The sequence below is a fragment of the Aeromonas sp. 62-46 genome (genome assembly GCF_001898585.1).
Lineage (GTDB): Bacteria > Pseudomonadota > Gammaproteobacteria > Enterobacterales > Aeromonadaceae > Aeromonas > Aeromonas caviae.
On record NZ_MKUI01000022.1, the window covers coordinates 101944 to 121258 of the forward strand.

At 62.1% G+C, this 19315-nt stretch carries 15 protein-coding genes; 10 read left to right on the forward strand and 5 right to left on the reverse strand.

Annotated features, from left to right (window positions below; translation table 11 throughout):
- Positions 1-6 precede the first annotated feature (6 nt).
- Positions 7-684 carry a glycerophosphodiester phosphodiesterase gene (locus BGO64_RS08060; RefSeq protein ID WP_043156366.1) on the reverse strand — a complete coding sequence of 226 codons (678 nt, stop codon included), beginning with the start codon at positions 682-684 and terminating at the stop codon, positions 7-9.
- 29 nt (positions 685-713) lie between these two features.
- Positions 714-3989, reverse strand: coding sequence for a miniconductance mechanosensitive channel MscM (mscM, locus tag BGO64_RS08065; RefSeq protein WP_043156368.1), 3276 nt, complete (start codon positions 3987-3989; stop codon positions 714-716).
- 153 nt (positions 3990-4142) lie between these two features.
- Here mscM and BGO64_RS08070 point away from each other — a divergent pair, with 153 nt between their 5' ends.
- Positions 4143-5477 carry an MATE family efflux transporter gene (locus tag BGO64_RS08070; protein ID WP_104452468.1) on the forward strand — a complete coding sequence of 445 codons (1335 nt, stop codon included), beginning with the start codon at positions 4143-4145 and terminating at the stop codon, positions 5475-5477.
- Between the two features lie 87 nt (positions 5478-5564).
- Here BGO64_RS08070 and BGO64_RS08075 read toward each other — a convergent pair whose 3' ends face one another.
- A complete protein-coding gene (locus tag BGO64_RS08075; protein WP_010673811.1) occupies positions 5565-6392 on the reverse strand; it encodes a M23 family metallopeptidase in 828 nt (275 codons plus the stop codon).
- A 484-nt stretch (positions 6393-6876) separates the two neighbouring features.
- On the opposite strand from BGO64_RS08075, the gene BGO64_RS08080 reads away from it, so the two are divergent.
- Positions 6877-7659: a BPSS1780 family membrane protein gene (locus BGO64_RS08080; RefSeq protein ID WP_183148807.1), complete on the forward strand. Its 783-nt coding sequence runs from the start codon at positions 6877-6879 to the stop codon at positions 7657-7659.
- Positions 7660-7719: 60 nt separating this feature from the next.
- Here BGO64_RS08080 and BGO64_RS08085 read toward each other — a convergent pair whose 3' ends face one another.
- A complete protein-coding gene (locus tag BGO64_RS08085; RefSeq protein WP_041215629.1) occupies positions 7720-8634 on the reverse strand; it encodes a LysR family transcriptional regulator in 915 nt (304 codons plus the stop codon).
- 120 nt (positions 8635-8754) lie between these two features.
- Here BGO64_RS08085 and BGO64_RS08090 point away from each other — a divergent pair, with 120 nt between their 5' ends.
- The 3 genes from BGO64_RS08090 to oxyR all read left to right on the forward strand — a co-directional run bounded on the left by BGO64_RS08090 (position 8755) and on the right by oxyR (position 11358).
- Positions 8755-9612: a Vmh family MBL fold metallo-hydrolase gene (locus tag BGO64_RS08090; RefSeq protein WP_124244328.1), complete on the forward strand. Its 858-nt coding sequence runs from the start codon at positions 8755-8757 to the stop codon at positions 9610-9612.
- 75 nt (positions 9613-9687) lie between these two features.
- Complete coding sequence (locus BGO64_RS08095) at positions 9688-10332, forward strand: DsbA family protein (RefSeq protein ID WP_286700435.1); 645 nt, start codon at positions 9688-9690, stop codon at positions 10330-10332.
- Positions 10333-10461: 129 nt separating this feature from the next.
- Positions 10462-11358, forward strand: a complete 897-nt coding sequence (oxyR, locus tag BGO64_RS08100; protein ID WP_286700436.1) for a DNA-binding transcriptional regulator OxyR — start codon at positions 10462-10464, stop codon at positions 11356-11358.
- 70 nt (positions 11359-11428) lie between these two features.
- On the opposite strand, the gene BGO64_RS08105 is transcribed toward oxyR, so the two are convergent.
- Entirely contained in the window at positions 11429-13918 is a 2490-nt protein-coding gene (locus BGO64_RS08105) for a penicillin-binding protein 1A (protein WP_286700437.1), read from the reverse strand.
- Positions 13919-14216: 298 nt separating this feature from the next.
- Between BGO64_RS08105 and tapM the strand changes: the two genes are divergently transcribed.
- The 5 genes from tapM to BGO64_RS08130 are packed head-to-tail and all read left to right on the forward strand — an operon-like array spanning position 14217 to position 19200.
- Positions 14217-15278 carry a PilM family type IVa pilus assembly protein TapM gene (gene tapM / locus BGO64_RS08110; RefSeq protein ID WP_041212565.1) on the forward strand — a complete coding sequence of 354 codons (1062 nt, stop codon included), beginning with the start codon at positions 14217-14219 and terminating at the stop codon, positions 15276-15278.
- A complete protein-coding gene (tapN, locus tag BGO64_RS08115; protein WP_039039579.1) occupies positions 15266-15835 on the forward strand; it encodes a PilN family type IV pilus biogenesis protein TapN in 570 nt (189 codons plus the stop codon). The genes tapM and tapN overlap by 13 nt, the downstream gene beginning before the upstream one ends.
- Positions 15832-16428, forward strand: a complete 597-nt coding sequence (tapO, locus tag BGO64_RS08120; protein WP_183148804.1) for a PilO family type IV pilus biogenesis protein TapO — start codon at positions 15832-15834, stop codon at positions 16426-16428. The genes tapN and tapO overlap by 4 nt, the downstream gene beginning before the upstream one ends.
- A 2-nt stretch (positions 16429-16430) precedes the next feature.
- Positions 16431-16958, forward strand: a complete 528-nt coding sequence (locus tag BGO64_RS08125) for a pilus assembly protein PilP (RefSeq protein ID WP_039039609.1) — start codon at positions 16431-16433, stop codon at positions 16956-16958.
- Between the two features lie 16 nt (positions 16959-16974).
- Positions 16975-19200: a type IV pilus secretin PilQ gene (locus tag BGO64_RS08130; protein ID WP_286700438.1), complete on the forward strand. Its 2226-nt coding sequence runs from the start codon at positions 16975-16977 to the stop codon at positions 19198-19200.
- Positions 19201-19315 lie beyond the last annotated feature (115 nt).

Genomic DNA, 19315 nt, shown 5'->3' on the forward strand with positions numbered 1-19315 from the left:
CGATACTCAGCTGAATCGATCTGGTCGGTTGGTGAAGATGCCATCGACACCCATGCTGGCGAGGGCGCTCCCATCACTCACTTCGTCGACTGTATAGACCAGGATCTTGAGCCCCCGGCGATGGGCATCCGCCACCAGGGTCTCGTCGACGAAATCCACGTCGCAGTTCAGTGACCAGGCCCCCAGCGTCTCGGCGAAGGCGGCGCCGTCGAGAGGCAGGCTGGCCGTGAGGGCGCCGATCCTGATTTCCGGTCGCAGTCCCTTGAAGCGTAACAGCTCGGGATGATGAAAGGAGGAAACGATCCAGTGCGCCTGGGTAAAGCCAAGCTCGGCCTCGGCCCGCCTGGTCAGGGCGGCCACCGGCTCGGCGGTGTGGGCGCCCTTGAGCTCGATGTGCAGTTCGCAGCGCCCCGCCACCAGTGCCATCACCTGCCACAGGGTCGGGATCCGCTCCCCGTCCCCCGCATCCAGGCTCGCCAGGTACTCCCGGGATTGCCCGGTCAGCACACCCTGGCCGTTGGTGCAGCGCTCCAGCCGCCGGTCGTGGAAGACCCAGAGCTCTCCGTCGGCCCACTGCACGTCCAGTTCGATGGCTTTGGCACCCAGATCCAGCGCCAGGCTCATCGCCTTGAGGGTATTCTCCGGGGCCAGGCCGCTGGCACCGCGATGGGCAATGATCTGCATGATGGCTCCTGTTGTCGTCTTTGGCGGCTTCATCCCCGGCTCATCCGGATGTCGATCTGCTGATGTGGCAGATGCATGCCGACCTGGCCGAGTTTCTCCAGGATCAGGGAATGTACCTCGTGTGTAATGGGCATCCGGTGATCCATGTTGTTGACGTAGAGCCGGATCTCGTAGATGAGGGCCGAGTCGGTGAACTCGATGAGGAACACCTCCGGGGCGGGCGTATCCAGCACCAGGGTGGACTCGCGCACGCTCTGCTCCAGCAGTTGCTGTACCTGCTTGGGATTCTGGGTCAGGCCAATGCGAATGCGCAAGCGGACCCGGGTGATGGCATCGGACAGGGACCAGTTGATGAACTGCTCGGTGATGAAGGCCTTGTTGGGGACGATGATCTCCTTCCTGTCCCAGTCCACTATGGTGGTGGCGCGGGTCTTGATCTTGGTGACGGTGCCGGTGAGATCCCGGATGGTGACGGTGTCACCCAGGCGGATTGGTTTTTCGAACAGGATGATGAGGCCGGAGACGAAGTTGGCGAAGATCTCCTGCAACCCGAAGCCCAGCCCCACGGAGAGTGCTGCCACCAGCCACTGGGTTTTGGACCAGTCGATGCCGAGCATGGAGAAGCCGGTGAGGGCGCCAATCAGCAGTACCAGGTACTTGCTCACCGTGGTGAGGGCGAAGCCGGTGCCTGGGGAGAGGCTCAGGTGCTGGAGCAGGGTGAGCTCCATCAACCCTGGCAGGTTGCGGGCGGTGACCACCGTCAGGATGAAGGCGAAGACGGTTAGCATCAGATCCTGCAGGGTGATGGCGGAGAGCTGCTCGATGCCGGCCACCTTGCTGCTCACCTGCCACACCTCGATGCTGCTGAGGAAGCTGAATGCCGAGTTGAGATCCGACCATTGCACCACCACCAGCATGGTGAAGCCCAGCATCAGCAGGGTGCGCACCAGGCCGAGGGACTGAGCGCTGATGGTATCCAGATCCAGCTCGGGCTCCTCCACCACATCGGGGATCTCGGAGCTGAGATCGTCCTCTTCCCGCTCCCGCTGCGCCAGGATCTCGGCCCGCTTCTGCTTGGCGCGATCGAAGGCGAGTCGGCGGCGCTGGATCAGCATCCAGCGGTGGGCCAGATAGTAGACGAGCAGGCAGCCGAGCCCCGCCAGCAGGCTCAGCTCCAGCTGGCGCAGCAGGGTGCGGGAGGTGTAGAAGTAGCCGAACAGGGCGCCCAGCACCGCCAGCAGCGGGGCCAGCATCAGGCTGTTCCAGATGAAGTGGTGCAGCAGATGGGGCTTGGTCATGTCTGCCTGACCCCAGGTGAGGGGCAGTTTTTCCCGGTTGAGGCGGGCAAAGAAGAGCAGCAGCCAGAGGGCCCCGATGATGAAGGCGAGGCGTCCCAGGGAGTCGTAGAAGGCGTGCTCCTGATAGCTGCTCGCCATGCCCTGCACGAAGAAGCTCGGGATCAGCACCAGCAGCAAGGTACGAAATTGTCCCCATACTCGCTGCACCCGCTCCTTCTGCCAGCGGAAGTGGAGGATGAGGATCCCCTTCTCCAGAGTGAGGTGGCGCGCCACCAGCAGGGCCAGCAGCAGGAACCAGATTTCACCCAGGCCCCGGGCCACCGCCACCGCGAAGGGATATTGCCAGGCGCCGTCCAGCAGGCCGTGCACCATGAGCACCATGGCGGGCAGCGGCAGGGCGGCGAGCACGGAGCGCACCAGCAACCGGCTGGTGAGGCTGAACTTGTCCTGGGTTACCTTGCCGATGCGCGGGGCAATGTACTGGCTGTATTGAATGAGGTGGCGGGCCAGTTTCAGCCAGCACCAGGCCAGCCCCAGCAGCCCGAGGCCAGCCAGGGTCAGGCTCAGGGGGTTGTTCTCGGCGATGGCCCTGGGCAGTTGCAGCCAGTTGGCCGGGTTGAAGGCAAGGCCGAGGGCGGCCGGGACGCCGAGCAGCACCGCCGGGCTCAGGGGGCGCACGTCCGGCATCCAGAACAGATGGCTGGCGCTGAGTTCGCGGATCTCGTCGATCTTGCTGTTCTGACGGCTGTAGAGCAGCTTGAGGCGGGTCTGCTCCTGAATGAGGGTGTCGGAGGCATCGTTGAGCCGGGTCAGCAGTTGCCGCCTCGCCTTGAGCAGGTTGTCCAGCACGGCGCGCTGGGCCCTGTCCAGGGTGATGCCGTCTCCACTGAGCAGGCTGTTGCGCAGCTGGACCGGATCCTTCAGGGCATCCTGCTCGGTCTCGTACTGGTATTTGGCCATACGCGCCTTGACGATGGCGGACTCCAGCCGCTCCAGCGGGAAGTAGGCGGGCAGATCGGCCAGCTTGCTGCGCAGGTTCTCGCCGTAGGCGTTGCTTATCTGCAACCACTCCAGCTGTTCGCGCACCGAATTGACCAGCTCGTTGAGCCCGGAGAGGGAGGTGTCCACCCCCCGCTGCTCGTCCTGCACCCGTTCAATCTGGTCCTCGAGGGCCCCCAGTTGGAGGGAGAGGGCCTGGTTTTGCTGCTGTTGCTCCTGCAAGAGGGGGAGGTCAGAGGTGAGCTGGCGGCGCAGGCGTTCACTCTCGGCCAGGGCCTGCTCGGTCTTGTCCCGGCGCAGCTGGTTCTGCTGGGCAAGCAGACTGGTCTGCCACTCATCCTCGTCGGTGATGGCGAGGTTGAGCTCCTGCAGCTTGAGCTTGCCCAGATCGTTGCGCTGCTGGGCGGAGAGCTGCTCCAGCTCCAGCATCTGGATCCGGTCGGAGAGGCTCTGCTCTTTGAGTCGGGTGGCCAGTTGCTGGGCCTCCTGCAACCTGTCCGACTCGTTGCTGAAGCTCAGGCGATCGAGCAGGGAGCGGGTCTGGAGCAACTGCTTGCGCAACTCGTCGACCCGCAGGTGATACTCCTGGCCCGTGCTCTCCAGCTGGTTGAGGCTGTCGGTCACCGCCTGACGCTCCTTGCGCAGGTTGAGCTGGCGGTTGCTGCTCAGGCTGATGGCCTGGCGCAGGGCATCCTCCTTGAGGGAGGAGAGGGACGGGCGGGACTGGGGCTGATAGTTGTGCAGCCCCTCCTTGAGACGGGCGGACTCCTTGGGGTAGTCGATGAGGATCTGTTGGTAGGCCTTGCCCTGTTCCCGGTAGCGCTGGGCATCCCGAGCATATTGCAGCGCCTGCTGGTAGCTCTCCCGCAGTTGCTGGTTTTCCGGGGTATCCGTCTTGGGGACGCTTTGCAGCAGCTCCTCTACCTGAGTGATGGCATCATCGGCCTGGACAGCGGAGAAGGGGAACAGGCTGAGACAGAGCATCAGACAGAGCAGGCGTTGCAACATGGCGCACGTTTCCGTTCAGGAGAAGTCGCCCTAGCCTAAAGCAGGGGCCGGGGCGGGTAAAGCCCTCAAGATGAATGATCCACGGCACAAATAACGGGTGATCCGGGTCTTGTTTGGCTATTATTCTGGCCGTTCCCCTTCATTGAGCAATTTATGTCCTCCGTCGATCTGGGCACGGCCCCCCTTTCCCGCCTCTTCTTGCGTTACGTCACCCCCACGGTGGCCGCCATGCTGGTCACCGGCATCTATGTCACCATAGACGGCATCTTCGTCGGCCATATCCTGGGCCAGGACGGGCTGGCCGGCATGATGCTGGCGTACCCCATCTGCGCAGTGCTCTACGCGGTGGGTGCCCTGATCGGCATGGGATCTTCGTCGCTGGCCTCCTTCTATCTGGGCAAGGGGGAGCAGGCCAGGGCGCGCCACATCGTCGGCAATGCCCTGGTGATGGTGCTCATCGCTTCCGCGCTGCTCGCCTTCATTGGCATTCGTTACGGCAAGGCCATGCTTGTCTGGATGGGGGCGCAGGGGGTCATCTTCGACGCAGGCTTCGCCTATCTGCAGTGGTACGCCTGGCTCGGGGTGTTCGCGGTGCTCTCCATGGCCTTTACCGCCCTGCTGCGCAACGACGGGCGACCCGGCCTCACCACCTGGATCCTGGTGGGGGGCGGCGTGCTCAACGTGCTGCTCGACTACCTGCTGATGGCGGTGATCCCCTGGGGGCTGGCGGGGGCCGCCATCGCGACCATGCTCTCCCAGGCGGTCACCGGGGGCCTGTGCCTGTGGCACTTCTTCACCCCCCGCAGCCAGTTGCGCATTCGCTGGGATACCCTGGTGCCCGACTGGCGGCTGATGGGGGAGACATTGCGACTCGGGGTGTCGAGTTTTCTGATGTACCTCTACCTCTCGGTGGTGCTGGCGCTGCACAACAAGGCGCTGCTCTCGGTGGGCACTTCGCTGCACGTGGCCGCCTATGGGGTCATCAGCTACAGCGAGGCCTTCTTCTATCTCATCTTCGAGGGGATCGCCATGGGCATCCAACCCATCGCCAGCTTCAATGCCGGGGCGGGCAACTGGGCACGGGTGCTGCGGGTGCGTAACCTGGCATTGGGAGTGACCATGGCGGTGGCACTGTGCGGGATGATCCCGCTGTATCTGTGGCCGGAGGCAGTGGTTTATCTGTTTGCGGGGGACAATGCTGCCCTGTTGCCGGTGGCCAGCCTCGGTATCTGGCTCTACTTCTGGGGACTGCCCATGGAAGGCTTGCTGCTGGTGGGGGCCACCTATTTCCAGGCCATCAACCGGGCCCGCATCGCTTCCCTGCTCACCGGCGGCAAGCTGGTGCTGATCGGCGGTTTCCTGTGGGGCTTCTCCTCCCTGTGGGGAGTGGCCGGTGTCTGGCTGGCGCTGCCCACTTGCAGCACTCTGCTGGTCCTGGTGATGTGGCGGGCGATGAACAGGGAGGGGCGCCAGCACAGCGCTGCCTGAGATGTGGTCATGCGTCCATGAAAAAGGCAGCCTTGGCTGCCTTTTTCATTTTGAGTGCCCCTGCCTGTGGGCGGCAGGTCGCCGGCCTCAGGGCTTGAAGGCGCCGATAAAGATGGCGGGGTCGACGCGGGCGTCGTTGAGGCTGACGTTCCAGTGCATGTGGGGACCGGTGGCGCGGCCGGTGGCGCCGACCCGGCCGACGATGCCGCCGCGGGGCAGGCTCTGGCCCAGCTTCACGTCCACCTTCGACATGTGACAGAACATGCTGATGAGGCCCTGGCCGTGGTCGACGAACACCGTATTGCCGTTGAAGAAGTAGTTGCCGATGAGGATGACCTTGCCAGCGGCTGGTGCCTTGATGGGAGTGCCGGCTCCGACCGCGAAGTCGAGGCCGGAGTGGGGGTTGCGCTCCTCGCCGTTGAAGAAGCGGCGCAGCCCGAAGGGGCTGGAGAGCGGGCCCTGGACCGGCTTGTCAAACAGCAGGTTGCTCGGCTGAGCCGGGCTGAAGGTCTGGTAGGCGCGGGTCTGTTCGGCAAGCTCCCGGTTGATGCGGGTCATGTCTTCGGCCAGCGGATTGACCTGGCGGCTGTTCTTGAGCTTGATGTGCTGCTCACGGTAGTGCTTGGTGCCGACCTTGAAACTCAAGGTGCGGCCATCGCTGGTGGTCACCTGATGGGGGCCGGGCGCGCTCTTGAGCGGGATGCCGACGATGGCGATCCACGTCTTCCCGTCTTCCTGTACCACCAGCACAGGCTTGTCCTGATAGCGCACTGCGGGCGCCTTGGCCCCGCTTCCCAGTGGTACCACGGCCACGCCCCCCGGCACCGGGTGGTTGAGCAGGCGGCTGATAAACCCCGGTTCGGCGTGAAGCGCAGGGCTGCCGAGCAGCAGGAGAAGAAAGAAGAGGCGGCGCATGATGGCTCCATCGGATCAGGGGGAAAGCAAGAGGGGGGAGATGATGCCACATTCTGGCGGTGCTGTCCGTCAACCGTGGCCGATAAACTCATCGGCTGCGGCCCAGAAGGACGCAACGGACACGCCATTGCAGCGAGGTGAATGCTCTGGTTGCGGGTGCCAGCCTTCCCTTCGACCTTGCCAGCCTGAGCAGGGGGCCGCTGCGCTACCGCATCTTGGGGGCGCTCGCGAGCGACAACCGCTTCATCACCACCAGCCAGGCCGGGTCGCGGTGGGCATGGCCGGACAGGGGCCCTGACCCCTATTCCATTCGATACCGCCATCGCGGTACCCTACTCGGCGGCGACCCAGGCCACCGACTACAAGGTGAGGCTCTCCCCGACCCGGCGGCCTGGCCAGGTAGTACGCACCGGCCCCATCATGGTCACGGTGAGCGTGCCCTGGGGAGACGCCGCTTCGCCCCTATTTTTCGACGAGGTCAATGATGAACAGTGACAGGGCCCTGCGCCACGAACCCAAACGCCATGGCATAGGACAGGGCTGGATCTGGATCCGCACCGGATTCGACATCTTCAACAAGGGGATGGGTGCCAGCGTGGCCATGATAGTGCTCTGGTTTGTGGTAGGCATCGTGCTGGATCAGCTGCCGGCGGGGGGCTTGATCTCCCAGTTGCTCTACATGGTGTGGGGGGCTGGCTGGGTGGCGGTGGCGCGGCGGGGGCACCATGGGGAGGCGCTGCAGTTTGGCGACTTCTTTGCCGGTTTCCGCCATCGGTTGACCCCCTTGATGCTGGGGGGCCTGATGGTGCTCGGCCTCATCATGGGGATCCTGATGATCTGCGTGTTCCTGCTGCACCAGTGGGGACTCACCGGCCTGTTGTCCGCGGATCCGGGCTCCCTGGCGCTGACCCAGGAGCAGGCACAGGGCTTCCTCGTCTGCGCCCTGGTGGGATTGGCACTGTTCGTTCCCGTGCTGATGGCCATCACCTTCGCCCCCGCCCTTATCCTCTTCCATCAGGTCGGGGTCTGGCAGGCAGCCAGGCTCAGCTTCAAGGGATGTCTGCGCAACATGTGGCCCTTCCTCTGGTGGGGGCTGCTCGGGGCCGTGCTGATCTTCTTTGGCGCACTCCTGATGCTGGTGGGCCTGCTGGTGGTGCTGCCTGCCATCAACTACTCCATTTATGCCGCCTATCACGACATCTATCTGGAGGATCAGGAGGCCGAGGAGGGAGAGACCCCGGTCAAGGCATTCGGTTTCGAAGCCTGACCGGCACAGGATGGAGCAAAGAGGGGCCGCGAGGCCCCTCTTTTGTGCGGCTCGCAGGGATCAGAGAGAGGGAGGGGCTTCCTGCCACAGGGGATCGTCCGCCATCCGCTCCACGAGAAAGTCGAGGAAGCTGCGCAGCAGGGGGGACATCTGTTTGCGGGTGCCATAAACGGCATAGACGCCGAGGCGCTTGGGCTGCCACGGGGTGAGCAGGGGGACCAGGGCGCCGCTTGCCAGATGGGGGTGAACAGAGTAGGCGGGTTGCAGGCTGATCCCCGCCCCGTCCAGGGTGGCGGCCAGCAGCAGGTTGGATATGTTGGCGCTGAGGTTGCCGCTCACCGGGACGGATTCGGGACCATCGGGCCCCAGAAACTCCCACAGGCTCTTGCCGAAATAGGTGTAGGTGAGGCAGTTGTGCAGTGCCAGATCCTGCACCTGCTGTGGCGGAGCATGGCGGGCCAGGTAGGCGGGGCTGGCGCACACCACCGAGTGGCAGGTGCCGAGCCTGCGGGCCACCAGGTTGGGATCGAGGTCGTTGGTGATGCGCAGGGCGAGATCGATTCGCTCCTCCACCAGATTGACCGTCCGGTCCAGCAGCAGGATGTCGATCGCCGTGCCGGGGTAACGGGCCAGGTAGTCGTTCGCCGCCCCGACCAGCAGGGCTTCGGAGAGAGAGTAGCTGCTGGTGATGCGCAGTTGCCCCTTGGGGGCCTCGTCATGGCGGATGGCCAGGTGTTCCATCTCTTCCCCCAGGGCCAGCATGGCTCTGGCCCGGTTCAGCGCCTCTTCTCCCGGCCCGGTCAGGCTCAGCCGGCGGGTGGTGCGGTGCAGCAATCTGGCCCCCATCCAGCGTTCCAGCTCGGCCAGGTAGCGCGACACCATAGCGCGGGACATCTCCAGTTTCTCCCCGGCGCCGCTCAGGCTGCCCTGTTCCACGACGCAGACGAAGACCCGCAATGCGGTCAGCCTATCCATCTTGTGCCCCTATATGCTCGATTTGTGCAACAGTGATGCGCTTATTATGCGGTATTTGTATCGATGGTGATGCAATAAACTGCGCTCATTCCATTAATCCACACCGATGAGCGTTATCTGATGAACAACACACTGCGTACCCTGACCCTGACCAGCCTCCTGATGACGGGATCCGCCCTGGCGGCCCCCCTGACCGTGACCGTCTACAACCCCGGCGAGAAGGCGATCTTCCCCGTCTCCTCCTCACTGGTAACCGGTGACAAAGAGGCCATCCTGATCGATGCCCAGTTCGACGTGCAACATGGCCAGGCGCTGGTGGACATGATCAAGAAGAGCGGCAAGAAGCTGACCACTGTCTATATCAGTGCCGGTGACCCCGACTTCTACTTCGGTCTGGAACCCGTCATGGCTGCGTTCCCGGATGTCAAGGTGTTGGCCGACCAGCATGTGGTCGACCATATCAAGCAGACCAAGGATGCCAAGCTGAGCTACTGGGGTCCGATCCTGGGCAAGGATGCACCCAAGAGCCTGACCGTGCCGCAAGTGATGACGGCCAGCCACCTGACCCTGGATGGCGAGAAGATTGAAATCAAAGAGATGAACACCCCGAATGCCTACCTCTGGGCCCCTTCCATCAAGACGGCCTTTGGCGGTGTGCCGGTCTACAGCGGCGTGCACGTCTGGATGGCGGACAGCCAGTCCAAGGCTGCTCGCAGCAACTGGGTCAAAGCGCTGAACAACCTGCTGGCCCTGAAACCCGAGCGTGTGGTGCCGGGTCACTTCCTGGGGACTGCGCCCAAGGGTACCGAAGCCGTGACCTTCACCCGTGACTACGTGCAGCGCTTTGAGCAGGAGCTGGCCAAAGCCAAGCACTCCGGCCAGCTGATTGAAGCGCTGAAGAAGGCTTACCCCTCCCTGCCGGTCGACGATGGCCTGGCCATCGGTGCCAAGGTCAATACCGGCGAGATGAAGTGGTAACTCCCTGACGCCTACTTCCCTGTGTTTTTTTACCGGGCCCGAGGGCCCGGTTTTTTATCCAGCATTGAAGCGAGAATGATGATGAACGAAGCGCAAACAACCCTCCATTATGTCTATGACCCCCTCTGTGGCTGGTGCTATGGCGCCGCCCCCCTGCTGAAAGCCGCTGCCGAGATCCCGGGTCTTCGCATCGAACTGCATGGGGGGGGCCTCTGGATGGGCGCCAGGCGCCAGGCCATGGGCCAGCCCCTGCGGGACTATGTGCGCCCCCATGACGAGCGCATCCACGCCCTCACCGGACAGCGCTTTGGTGAGCGCTACTTCAACGAGCTCCTGCTCAACGAGTCGCTGCTCCTTGACTCCGAGCCGCCCATTCGCGCCGTTCTGGCGGTGAGCGAGCTTGGCGGCGACGGCCTTGCCTTGTTGCACCGCATTCAGGAGACCCACTACCGGGATGGGGAATGGGTCGGTTCCCCGACACGGTTGGCGGCGCTCGCGCTGGAGCAGGGGCTGACACCGGAGGCATTCGCCCTGGCCTTTGGTCGGGTCGATCTTGTGGGCCATCTGGCCACAAGCCAGGCGTGGCTGCGTCGGCTCGGCGGGCAGGGGTTCCCGACCCTGGGATTGATACAAGGGGAGCGCGTCGTTGCGCTGCCTGTCTCCTCCTATCTGGGAGAGCCATCGGCATTCGCGGATCACATCGCCTCCCTGATGGGGTGAGTCTCTCGCCCATCGCCTGCGGCTTGTCAAAGGAGAGGGAGAGGGCAGGCCCGTCTGCGCGCCTCCCTTGTCCCCCGCACCGTTCTTGTGCATGCTATCGGCCTCATTGAACGGCAGGATGCAGTACCTATGAACCTTCGCGATCTCGAATATCTGGTAGCGCTGGAAGAGGAGAAACACTTTCGCAAGGCAGCGGAGCGCTGCTTTGTCAGCCAGCCGACCCTGAGTGGGCAGCTGCGCAAGCTGGAAGATGAACTGGGGGTGATCCTCATCGAGCGCACTTCCCGCAAGGTGCTGTTCACGCCCGCCGGCGATGCCATGGCCCGTCAGGCGCGCAAGGTGCTCAAAGAGGCGCGAGAGCTCAAGAACATAGGCCAGCACTTCGCCGAGCCCATGTCCGGCGAGATCCACATCGGTTTCATTCCCACCGTGGGCCCCTACCTGCTGCCCCACATCATCCAGGATCTGCGTGAACACTTCCCCAAGCTGGAGTTCTACCTCTACGAAGATCAGACCCAGGTGCTGCTCAAGCGGCTGGAGGAGGGGGAGCTGGATTGCCTTGTGCTGGCGGAGCTGGAAGGGATGGAGGGGTTTGGCGCCATCCCCCTCTATCAGGAGCCCATGTGGCTGGCCGTGCCCCAGCATCACCCGGAGGCGAGCGCCAAGGCGGTGCCCCTGCACAATCTCAAGGGAAAGAAATTGCTGATGCTGGCCGACGGTCACTGCCTGCGGGATCAGGCGATGGGTTTCTGTTTTGCCGCGGGCATCGGTGAGGATCAGCGCTTCAAGGGCACCAGCCTGGAGACCCTGCGCAACATGGTCGCTGCTGGCAGCGGCATGACGCTGGTGCCCAGGCTCGCCGTGCCCGCCAACCCGGAGGAGGGGGGCGTCAGCTATCGCCCGGTGATCAACCCCGTGCCAGGGCGCACCATCTCCCTGCTCTATCGTCACTACTCGGTGCGCCGTCCCTGCTTCAATGAGCTGGCGGCCCGCATTTCGAGTCTGATGAAAGCCCTGCTGGGCTGACGCAGCCCGCTCGTCATCCCGAAACAAAAACCGACGCCTGGGCGCCGGTTTTTGTTGTTTCCAGGGGGACCTAGAAGATGTCGTCGGTGGAGACGGGACCGTCTGTGGTCGCATCGTCACCGCCATACACCTGGTTGCCATCGGAGATCTGGCTCGCGTAGCGGGTGGGCTCTGTGCCCTCTTTGAAGAACTCCTCCGTGGTACTGCCATCGGCGCGATTGGTCAGCAGACCGGTTTCACGATCGATGCGGACCTGCATGATCCCTTCGGGGACCGGCATCTTGCGTTCGGGCACCTGGTGCAGAGCCGTCTTCATGAAGTCAATCCAGATGGGCTGGGCGGCGCCGCCGCCAAACTCGGCCCGGCCCAGACCGCGCTGGTGATTGTCAAAACCGATCCAGGAGGTGGCCACCAGATTCGGGGTATAGCCGGAGAACCAGGCATCCCGGGATTCGTTGGTGGTCCCCGTCTTGCCCGAGATGTCGTGACGCTTGAGGTCACGGGCTGCCCGCCAGCCGGTACCACGCCAGCCATTGCCACCCCAGATGGCGGTGGTCAGGGTGTCGGTGATGAGGAAGGCGCTCTGGGCACTGATGGTCTGCGGTGCCATGTTGTTGGGCACGACAGGATCGATGGGGCACTGGGCCTTCCAGTCTGCCGTGGTATTGGCATAGGCATCCGCGCTGTCGAGACCGGCGGCGGCCAGCACGCCGCAGTCGCGGCAGGCAGCGGCCGGGTTGGCCTCGAACAGGGGAGTGCCGAAGCTGTCGGTCACTTCGGTGATGAAGTAGGGGGTGACCTGGAAGCCGCCATTGGCCAGCACCGAGTAGCCGCGCACCACTTCCAGCGGGGTAAACTCCGCCGCACCCAGCGCCAGGGATTCATTGGCGGAAATGTGATCACGGGCGAAGCCGAAGCGGGTCAGGCCGTCGATATAGGTATCCAGCCCGATGGCGCGCATCAGGCGGACCGACATCACGTTCTTGGACTTGGCAAGGCCGAGGCGCAAGGTAGTCGGCCCTTCATAGATGGCGGGCGAGTTCTTGGGCTGCCACATGGGGCCCTTGGCAGGATCCCACTGGTTGATCGGTGCATCGTTGATGAGGGACGCCAGGGTATAGCCCTGCTCCAGCGCGGTGGCATAGAGGAAAGGCTTGATGTTGGAGCCGACCTGACGACGGGCCTGATCGACCCGGTTGAACTTGGAGAGCTCGAAGCTGAAGCCGCCGACCAGGGCCTCGATGGCGCCGTCTTGAGGGTTCATGGCCACCAGGGCGGCGTTGACGTCGGGGATCTGGGAGAGCAGCAACTCTTCCCCTTTCTCCCTGACCCAGATCTGGGCGCCGACTTTGAGTACATCCCGCGCCGATTTCGGGGCAAAACCCTGGCGATCGTCGGTGATGAAGGCGCGCGCCCACTTGATGCCATTCCAGCCCAGTTCGGCCTGTTTGCCATTCTTGAGCACCAGGGTGGCGCTCTTGTCGCCGAGCTGGGTGACCACGGCGGCCATCAGGGGCTGATAGGTCGGCTGCTTGGCCAGATGGGCCATGATCTGCTCGTAGTCCCAGGCCGTTTCACCGGCTTTCCACAGCAAGGCGGTCGGGCCACGGTAGCCGTGGCGGGTGTCGTAGTCGAAGACACCATCCAGCAGCGCCTGATGGGCGGCGCGCTGACGCTTGGCGGTGACGGTGGTGTAGACGTGCAGCCCCATGGTGTAGGCATCTTCACCAAACTGCTCCACCATCTTCTGGCGTACCATCTCGCTCAGATAGGGGGCGTTCAGCGTAGTTTCGGCACCGTGAAAACGGGCCTTGACCGGCATCTTGGAGGCTTCGTCATACTGGGCCTGGGTGATCTTGCCGGTTTCCAGCATGCGACCCAGTACCACGTTGCGGCGAGCGAAGGCGCGCTCCGGGGAGCGGATCGGGTTCAGCATGGAGGGGGCCTTGGGGAGACCCGCGATGATGGCGATCTCGTCCAGGGTCAGATCCTTGACCTCCTTGCCGAAGTAGACCTGGGCGGCCGCGCCGACCCCGAATGCCCGGTAGCCGAGGGGGATCTTGTTGAGATAGAGGGTGAGGATCTCGTCCTTGGAGAGGTTCTGCTCGATACGCCAGGCGAGGAATACTTCCTTGATCTTGCGTACAAGAGTCTTCTCGTTGCTCAGGAAGAAGTTGCGGGCCACCTGCTGGGTAATGGTACTGGCGCCCTGACGCGCCTGGCCGGAGACGGCCCAGACGGTGGCGGCACGGATGATGCCGATGGGGTCAATGCCCGGGTGCTCATAGAAGCGGGCATCTTCGGTGGCGAGTACGGCATCGATCATGGAATGGGGAATTTCGTCCAGCCGCAGGGGGATGCGACGAATTTCGCCAAACTGGGAGATCAATTCCCCATCCCGGCTGTAGACCTTCATGGGGGTAGCCAGTTTGACATCGCGCAAGGCGCTGACGTCCGGCAACTGGGGCTTGATGTAGAAGTAGATGCCGATGAGGCTGGCAACGCCCAGCACAGCACCCAGCATCATGACAATAAACAGGCGAACGAGCCATTTCAGCATGGAAGAACTACCAATCGTCTTAAAATTAGCCAACGGGCGCAGAGTATAGCCTTTTTACCCTCGCGGATTCGAGGTTTTCCTGTCCGCAAACAGGCGACCCCGAGAAGAGGCGGGAGGGTAGCACTCCAGGGCACAATTACCAAGGGGGCCGCAATCAAGGCCGAAAGGAGAGGAGCGTCAACTTTTGACACAAACTTTATGACATTGATAGATAGAGCATTATATTGAGTTAAGCCGTCACATCATGACGCGCTGTCCTACAATAAGTCCGAAAACCCAATAACGCATGGATGTGTATATGTTTGGGCTATTAAGTAAGGGATCCCTCGTCTCCATGGCGGGCATTGATTTTGGCAGTCAAACCATCAAGGCCGTCACCATCAGCGGACGTCCCGGCAAGGTGCACCTCGGCTCGGTTGCCGAGATCCCCATGCCAAGAGGAACGCTGGTCGACTATCAACTTCAGGACATTGAACGGGTCAGTCAGTCTCTCAAGTCGCTCAAGCGGCTCGTGCAAGGGGATTGCCAGAACGTGGCCACGGCCGTGACCGGTTCCAACGTCATCACCAAGATCATTCAGGTCGATACCAACATCAACGAGAGCGAGCTGGAGAACCAGGTTCACCTGGAGGCTGAGCAGCTCATCCCCTTTCCCCTCGATGAAGTGAGCCTGGATTTTGAAATCCTCGGCATGGCGGGCGACAACGGGCGTCAGGAGGTCCTGCTCAGTGCCGCGCGGACCGAGAGCGTCAGTGGCCGGGTCAGTGCCCTGACGGAGGCAGGCATGACGACCATGGTGGTGGATGTGGGGGCCCATGCGCTCGGACGCGCCGTGCTGGCCTGCCTGCCCGACCTGCAAACCTCGGAGAAACCGGTTGGCATCGTCGACATCGGTGCCAGCGCCCTGACTTTCGCCGCCCTGCTACGGGGCCAGGTCATCTATTCCCGGTTGCAGAATTTTGGTGGTGATCAATACAGCCAGGCATTAGCCTCTTTTTACAGCATGAGTATGGAAGAGGCGGAACTGGCCAAGCTCCAGGGCTCCTTGCCTGCGGATCATGAGGTGGATGTCCTGTTGCCTCACCTCAGCACCCTGGTGTTGCAGATACGGCGCAACGTGCAGCTGTTTTGCAGCTCTTCGGGGAACAAGGAGCTCTCCAGGCTGGTGCTGACCGGAGGGGGTAGCCTGCTGCCGGGGCTGGCCGGACAAATCGGCAGCGAGCTCAACTGCGAGGTGCTGCATCCCGATCCCTTTGCACTCTTTGGCAAGCCGCAGGGAGAGGGGGGGCTGACTCATGGGGCCAAGTACATGACGGCGCTCGGGCTGGCACTGAGGAGCTTCACACCATGTCAAATATAAACCTTCTGCCCTGGCGGCAGGCTCGGGCGCAGCGTCAGAAGAAACAATTCGGCATCCTGTTCGGTCTGTTCCTGGCGGGGACGGCAGCCATCGCCTTTGCCGCAGACTGGCTGGTGCAGCAGCAGATCGGTTACCAGCAGCAGCGCAATCAGCGGTTGCAGCAGGAGATGGCAACCCTGGACACCCAGCTTGGGGAGATCAGGCTTCTCAAGGAACGGCGCAAGGAGTTGATTGACCGCATGCAACTCATCGAGCAGTTGCAGATGCGCCGCAACATCCCTGTGCGTCTGTTCAATCAGCTGCCGGTGCTGGTCCCCAACGGGGTGTATCTTGATAGCCTTGCTCTGCAAAACAACAAGATAGACGTGAAGGGAAAGACTGAAGCCTATGGCAGGGTAGCCAGCATGATGCGCCGAATCGACGGTTCCGGCTGGCTGACACAATCCCAGCTCAGCACCATTTTCACGGCCGAGGTGGCCCCCATCGCCCTGAGCCAGTTCTCCATGATGTTCCAGATTGCCACGGCGCTACCCAACGTGGCTAAGGGGCAAAAATGAACCTGCAACAACTCAACGACCTGGATCTCAATGACATTGCCCGCTGGCCGCCGATCGCCAAGGGCATCTTTGTCTTCTTCTGCAGTGCTCTGCTTGGCGGGGCACTCTATTACTACGTGATTGCCAATTCCCTGGCGGCTCTGGGTCGTGAAGCCGCAAAAGAGACCGAGCTCAAGGGACAATTCGAGAGCAAGGCCATGCTGGCCGCGAACCTGGAAGCATACAGAAAGCAGATGGTCCAGCTGGAACATCTGGTCGACACCCAGCTCAAACAGCTGCCCAACACCCACGAAGTCGCCGGTTTGCTGGATGACATCAGCTTCATTGCCACCGACAACGGTTTGACATTGAACAGGATCAACTGGGAGCCAGAGGTGAAACACGAGTTCTCCACCGAGCTGCCCATGCGCATCGAGGTCGTGGGCACCTATCACGAACTTGGCAAGTTCACGGCGGACATGGCTGCTTTGCCGCGCATCGTGATCCTGGATTCTTTCCAGCTCAGCCAGGGGAAGGGGGGGGAGCTGATCGGTATGTCCATGCAGGCCAAGACCTACAAGTACAACGGCAAAACCGTGGAGAAAAAGCCATGAGCATGAGAGCGGGCGTACTTCTCTTGTCGGCGCTGCTGTTGACGGCCTGTGGGGGACAGGAGGACATGGATGAATATGTCAAACAGACCAAGGCCAGAAAGCCGGTACCGATCGAACCTTTGCCGGAGATAAAGCCCTTCTCTCCCATGGTCTATCAACGCAGCGATCAGCGCAGCCCGTTCATTGCACCCCAGCCGGAAACCAGTTCCAGGCTGGACGCCAAGGCCAAGCCGGACTGTGCCCAGATAGTGGCCAATCGGGAAAAGGAGGTGCTGGAACGCTACTCGCTTGCCAGCCTGAGCATGAAAGGCTCCATCGGCAAGCAGGGGCAGTTGTGGGCATTGATCAAAACCCCGGACGGGCAAGCCGTGCGCGTCGGGCTCAACCAGCACATGGGGCTGGATCAGGGCAGGGTCATCAAGATAACGAACACGCATGTTGACTTGATGGAGACGGTACCGGATGGCAAAGGATGCTGGGTCACCCGAGAAACCCAGCTGGCCATGGCCAATCTCGACGCAAAACTATGATCAGGGATGAGCAGAGATGAGAACAACAATAAGAAGGATGACCGGTGTGGCGCTGCTGTGGCTGGGCGGATGCACTCAGGTGTGGGCAGTACCCGCGTTGCAGGAGGTCAAGGTGAATCCCCTGCTGGCCGATCAACTCCTGCTGGAGCTCAGCTTCAGCGAACCGGTCAGCGGTTTTACGGACAGGTTGACCTATGAACCCAATCAGCTTCTGCTGCACGTACCCGGGGCCATCGGTGCCCTGACGGTCAATCCCCTGCCCATCAAGCAGCAAGGGGTGAACAACCTCCTGGTGGAGGGGAAGGGGCAGGGGCTCGACATCAAGATCGCCCTCGATCAGCTCACCCCCTATCAGGTCCATCAGCAGGGCAATAAATTGCTGGTGGCGCTGGGAGACAAGGCAGGGCAGCCGGTCGCTTCCTCGGCGGCGCCTGTTGCAGCCAGCCAGTCTGCGCTCGTCAGAAGCCAGCCGGTGACCCAATCTGCGCTGATTGACACCCAGCGAGTTGCCCAGAACCAGTCCCAATATCAGGCTCAGCCGGCCATGGCTTCCACACCTACTGTGGCTCCTTCGCCCGTTGCCCCCGGCAAGCCGGTGTTGTCCGTGTCTCAGGCAAACATGGGGGGGGCCTACTTCAACTCGGTCAAGGGCGTGGATTTTCGCCGTGGCAAGGAAGGGCAGGGGGAGTTCCTCGTGACGCTGGACAACAGTTCGGCGGCGGTGGATGTCAGCAGCCGTGGTCAGAAAGTGCTGGCCAAGTTCCACGGTACCCGGGTACCTGATGATCAGCTCAACCTCATCAATGTGCAGGACTTTGCTACCCCGGTCTCCCAGGTGGAGGTGTTCCGCCAGGGCAATGACACCCTGTTCGAGCTCTCGGTGAACGGCCAGTTTGACTACCGTTACGATCAGGCCAACAAGATGTTCATCATCGAGGTGAAAAAACGGGTGGCCACCACGGCGGCGAAGCAGTACCAAGGCAAGCCCATCTCATTGAACTTCCAGGATATTCCTGTTCGTACCGTGTTGCAGATCATCGCCGATTTCAACAATCTGAACCTGGTGACCACGGACTCGGTCTCCGGCAACATCACGCTGCGTCTCGATGGCGTGCCCTGGGAGCAGGCGCTGGACATCATCCTCAAGGTCAGAGGGCTGGACAAACGGCTGGACAACAACATCCTGCTGGTGGCGCCGGCGGACGAGATTGCCGCTCGCGAGAAACAGCAGATGGAGAGCCGCAACCAGGTGGCGGATCTCGCTCCCCTCTACACCGAGTATCTGCAGATCAACTATGCCAAGGCATCGGAAGTGGCGGCCCTGCTCTCCTCCGAGAGTACCAAGCTGCTCTCCCCCAGAGGGGCGGTCAGCGTGGATGAACGTACCAACGTGCTGGTGGTCAAGGACACGGCGGATGTCATCAGCAACGTCAAGCGGATGCTGGATATCCTCGATATCCCGGTCAAGCAGGTGGTGATCGAGGCGCGCATGGTGACCATTGATGATGGCTTCGATGAGGCTCTGGGGGTGCGCTGGGGGGTGACCAAGACAGACGGTCATGGCAACGGCACCTCAGGCACCATAGAGGGTAATGATGGCGCCGGAAACAATGATGGCAGTTCCACCATCACTCGCCCCAACGTAGAAGACAGACTCAACGTTAACCTGCCGGTGACCAACGCGGCCGGCACGCTGGCGTTCCAGGTCGCCCGTCTTGCCAATGGTACTCTTCTGGATCTTGAGCTCTCAGCTCTGGAAAAGGAGAGCAAGGCCGAGATCATCGCCAGTCCGCGTGTCACCACGGCCAACCAGAAGCCGGCCCTGATCGAGCAGGGGACCGAGATCCCCTATGTGGAGTCCTCTTCGAGCGGGGCGACCTCGGTCACCTTCAAGAAGGCGGTGCTGAGCCTCAAGGTCACACCGCAGATCACCCCGGACAACAGGGTGATTCTGGACTTGACCGTGACTCAGGATACCAAGGGGGAAACCGTGCCGACCGGAACCGGGGATGCGGTGTCCATCAACGCTCAGTCCATCACCACCCAGGTGTTGGTCAACAACGGTGAAACTCTGGTGCTTGGCGGCATCTATCAACAGACCATCAAGAGCGATGTCAGTAAGGTGCCGCTGCTGGGGGATATCCCCGGGTTGGGCTATCTGTTCAAGAAAACCACCAGTGAAAACAAGAAGCGTGAACTGCTGATCTTCGTGACCCCGAGGATAGTGACCGACGCCCTCTGAAAACTTTACTTGTGAGAGTAAAACACATATAACCTTACGCCCCGATGAGGCTGGGGCGTAAGGGCTGCGGTTGCCAGTCCTGGTTTCTACTGAGATAATCCCCCTCCTGATCCAA

Coding starts and splice junctions, on each gene's coding strand:
- oxyR (WP_286700436.1), top strand. CDS start 10,462: ATGAACCTTCGCGATCTCGAATATCTGGTAGCGCTGGAAGAGGAGAAA.
- BGO64_RS08105 (WP_286700437.1), bottom strand. CDS start 13,918: ATGCTGAAATGGCTCGTTCGCCTGTTTATTGTCATGATGCTGGGTGCT.
- BGO64_RS08060 (WP_043156366.1), bottom strand. CDS start 684: ATGCAGATCATTGCCCATCGCGGTGCCAGCGGCCTGGCCCCGGAGAAT.
- tapM (WP_041212565.1), top strand. CDS start 14,217: ATGTTTGGGCTATTAAGTAAGGGATCCCTCGTCTCCATGGCGGGCATT.
- BGO64_RS08080 (WP_183148807.1), top strand. CDS start 6,877: ATGAACAGTGACAGGGCCCTGCGCCACGAACCCAAACGCCATGGCATA.
- BGO64_RS08090 (WP_124244328.1), top strand. CDS start 8,755: ATGAACAACACACTGCGTACCCTGACCCTGACCAGCCTCCTGATGACG.
- tapN (WP_039039579.1), top strand. CDS start 15,266: ATGTCAAATATAAACCTTCTGCCCTGGCGGCAGGCTCGGGCGCAGCGT.
- BGO64_RS08130 (WP_286700438.1), top strand. CDS start 16,975: ATGAGAACAACAATAAGAAGGATGACCGGTGTGGCGCTGCTGTGGCTG.
- BGO64_RS08075 (WP_010673811.1), bottom strand. CDS start 6,392: ATGCGCCGCCTCTTCTTTCTTCTCCTGCTGCTCGGCAGCCCTGCGCTT.
- mscM (WP_043156368.1), bottom strand. CDS start 3,989: ATGTTGCAACGCCTGCTCTGTCTGATGCTCTGTCTCAGCCTGTTCCCC.
- BGO64_RS08095 (WP_286700435.1), top strand. CDS start 9,688: ATGATGATGAACGAAGCGCAAACAACCCTCCATTATGTCTATGACCCC.
- BGO64_RS08125 (WP_039039609.1), top strand. CDS start 16,431: ATGAGAGCGGGCGTACTTCTCTTGTCGGCGCTGCTGTTGACGGCCTGT.
- BGO64_RS08085 (WP_041215629.1), bottom strand. CDS start 8,634: ATGGATAGGCTGACCGCATTGCGGGTCTTCGTCTGCGTCGTGGAACAG.
- tapO (WP_183148804.1), top strand. CDS start 15,832: ATGAACCTGCAACAACTCAACGACCTGGATCTCAATGACATTGCCCGC.
- BGO64_RS08070 (WP_104452468.1), top strand. CDS start 4,143: ATGTCCTCCGTCGATCTGGGCACGGCCCCCCTTTCCCGCCTCTTCTTG.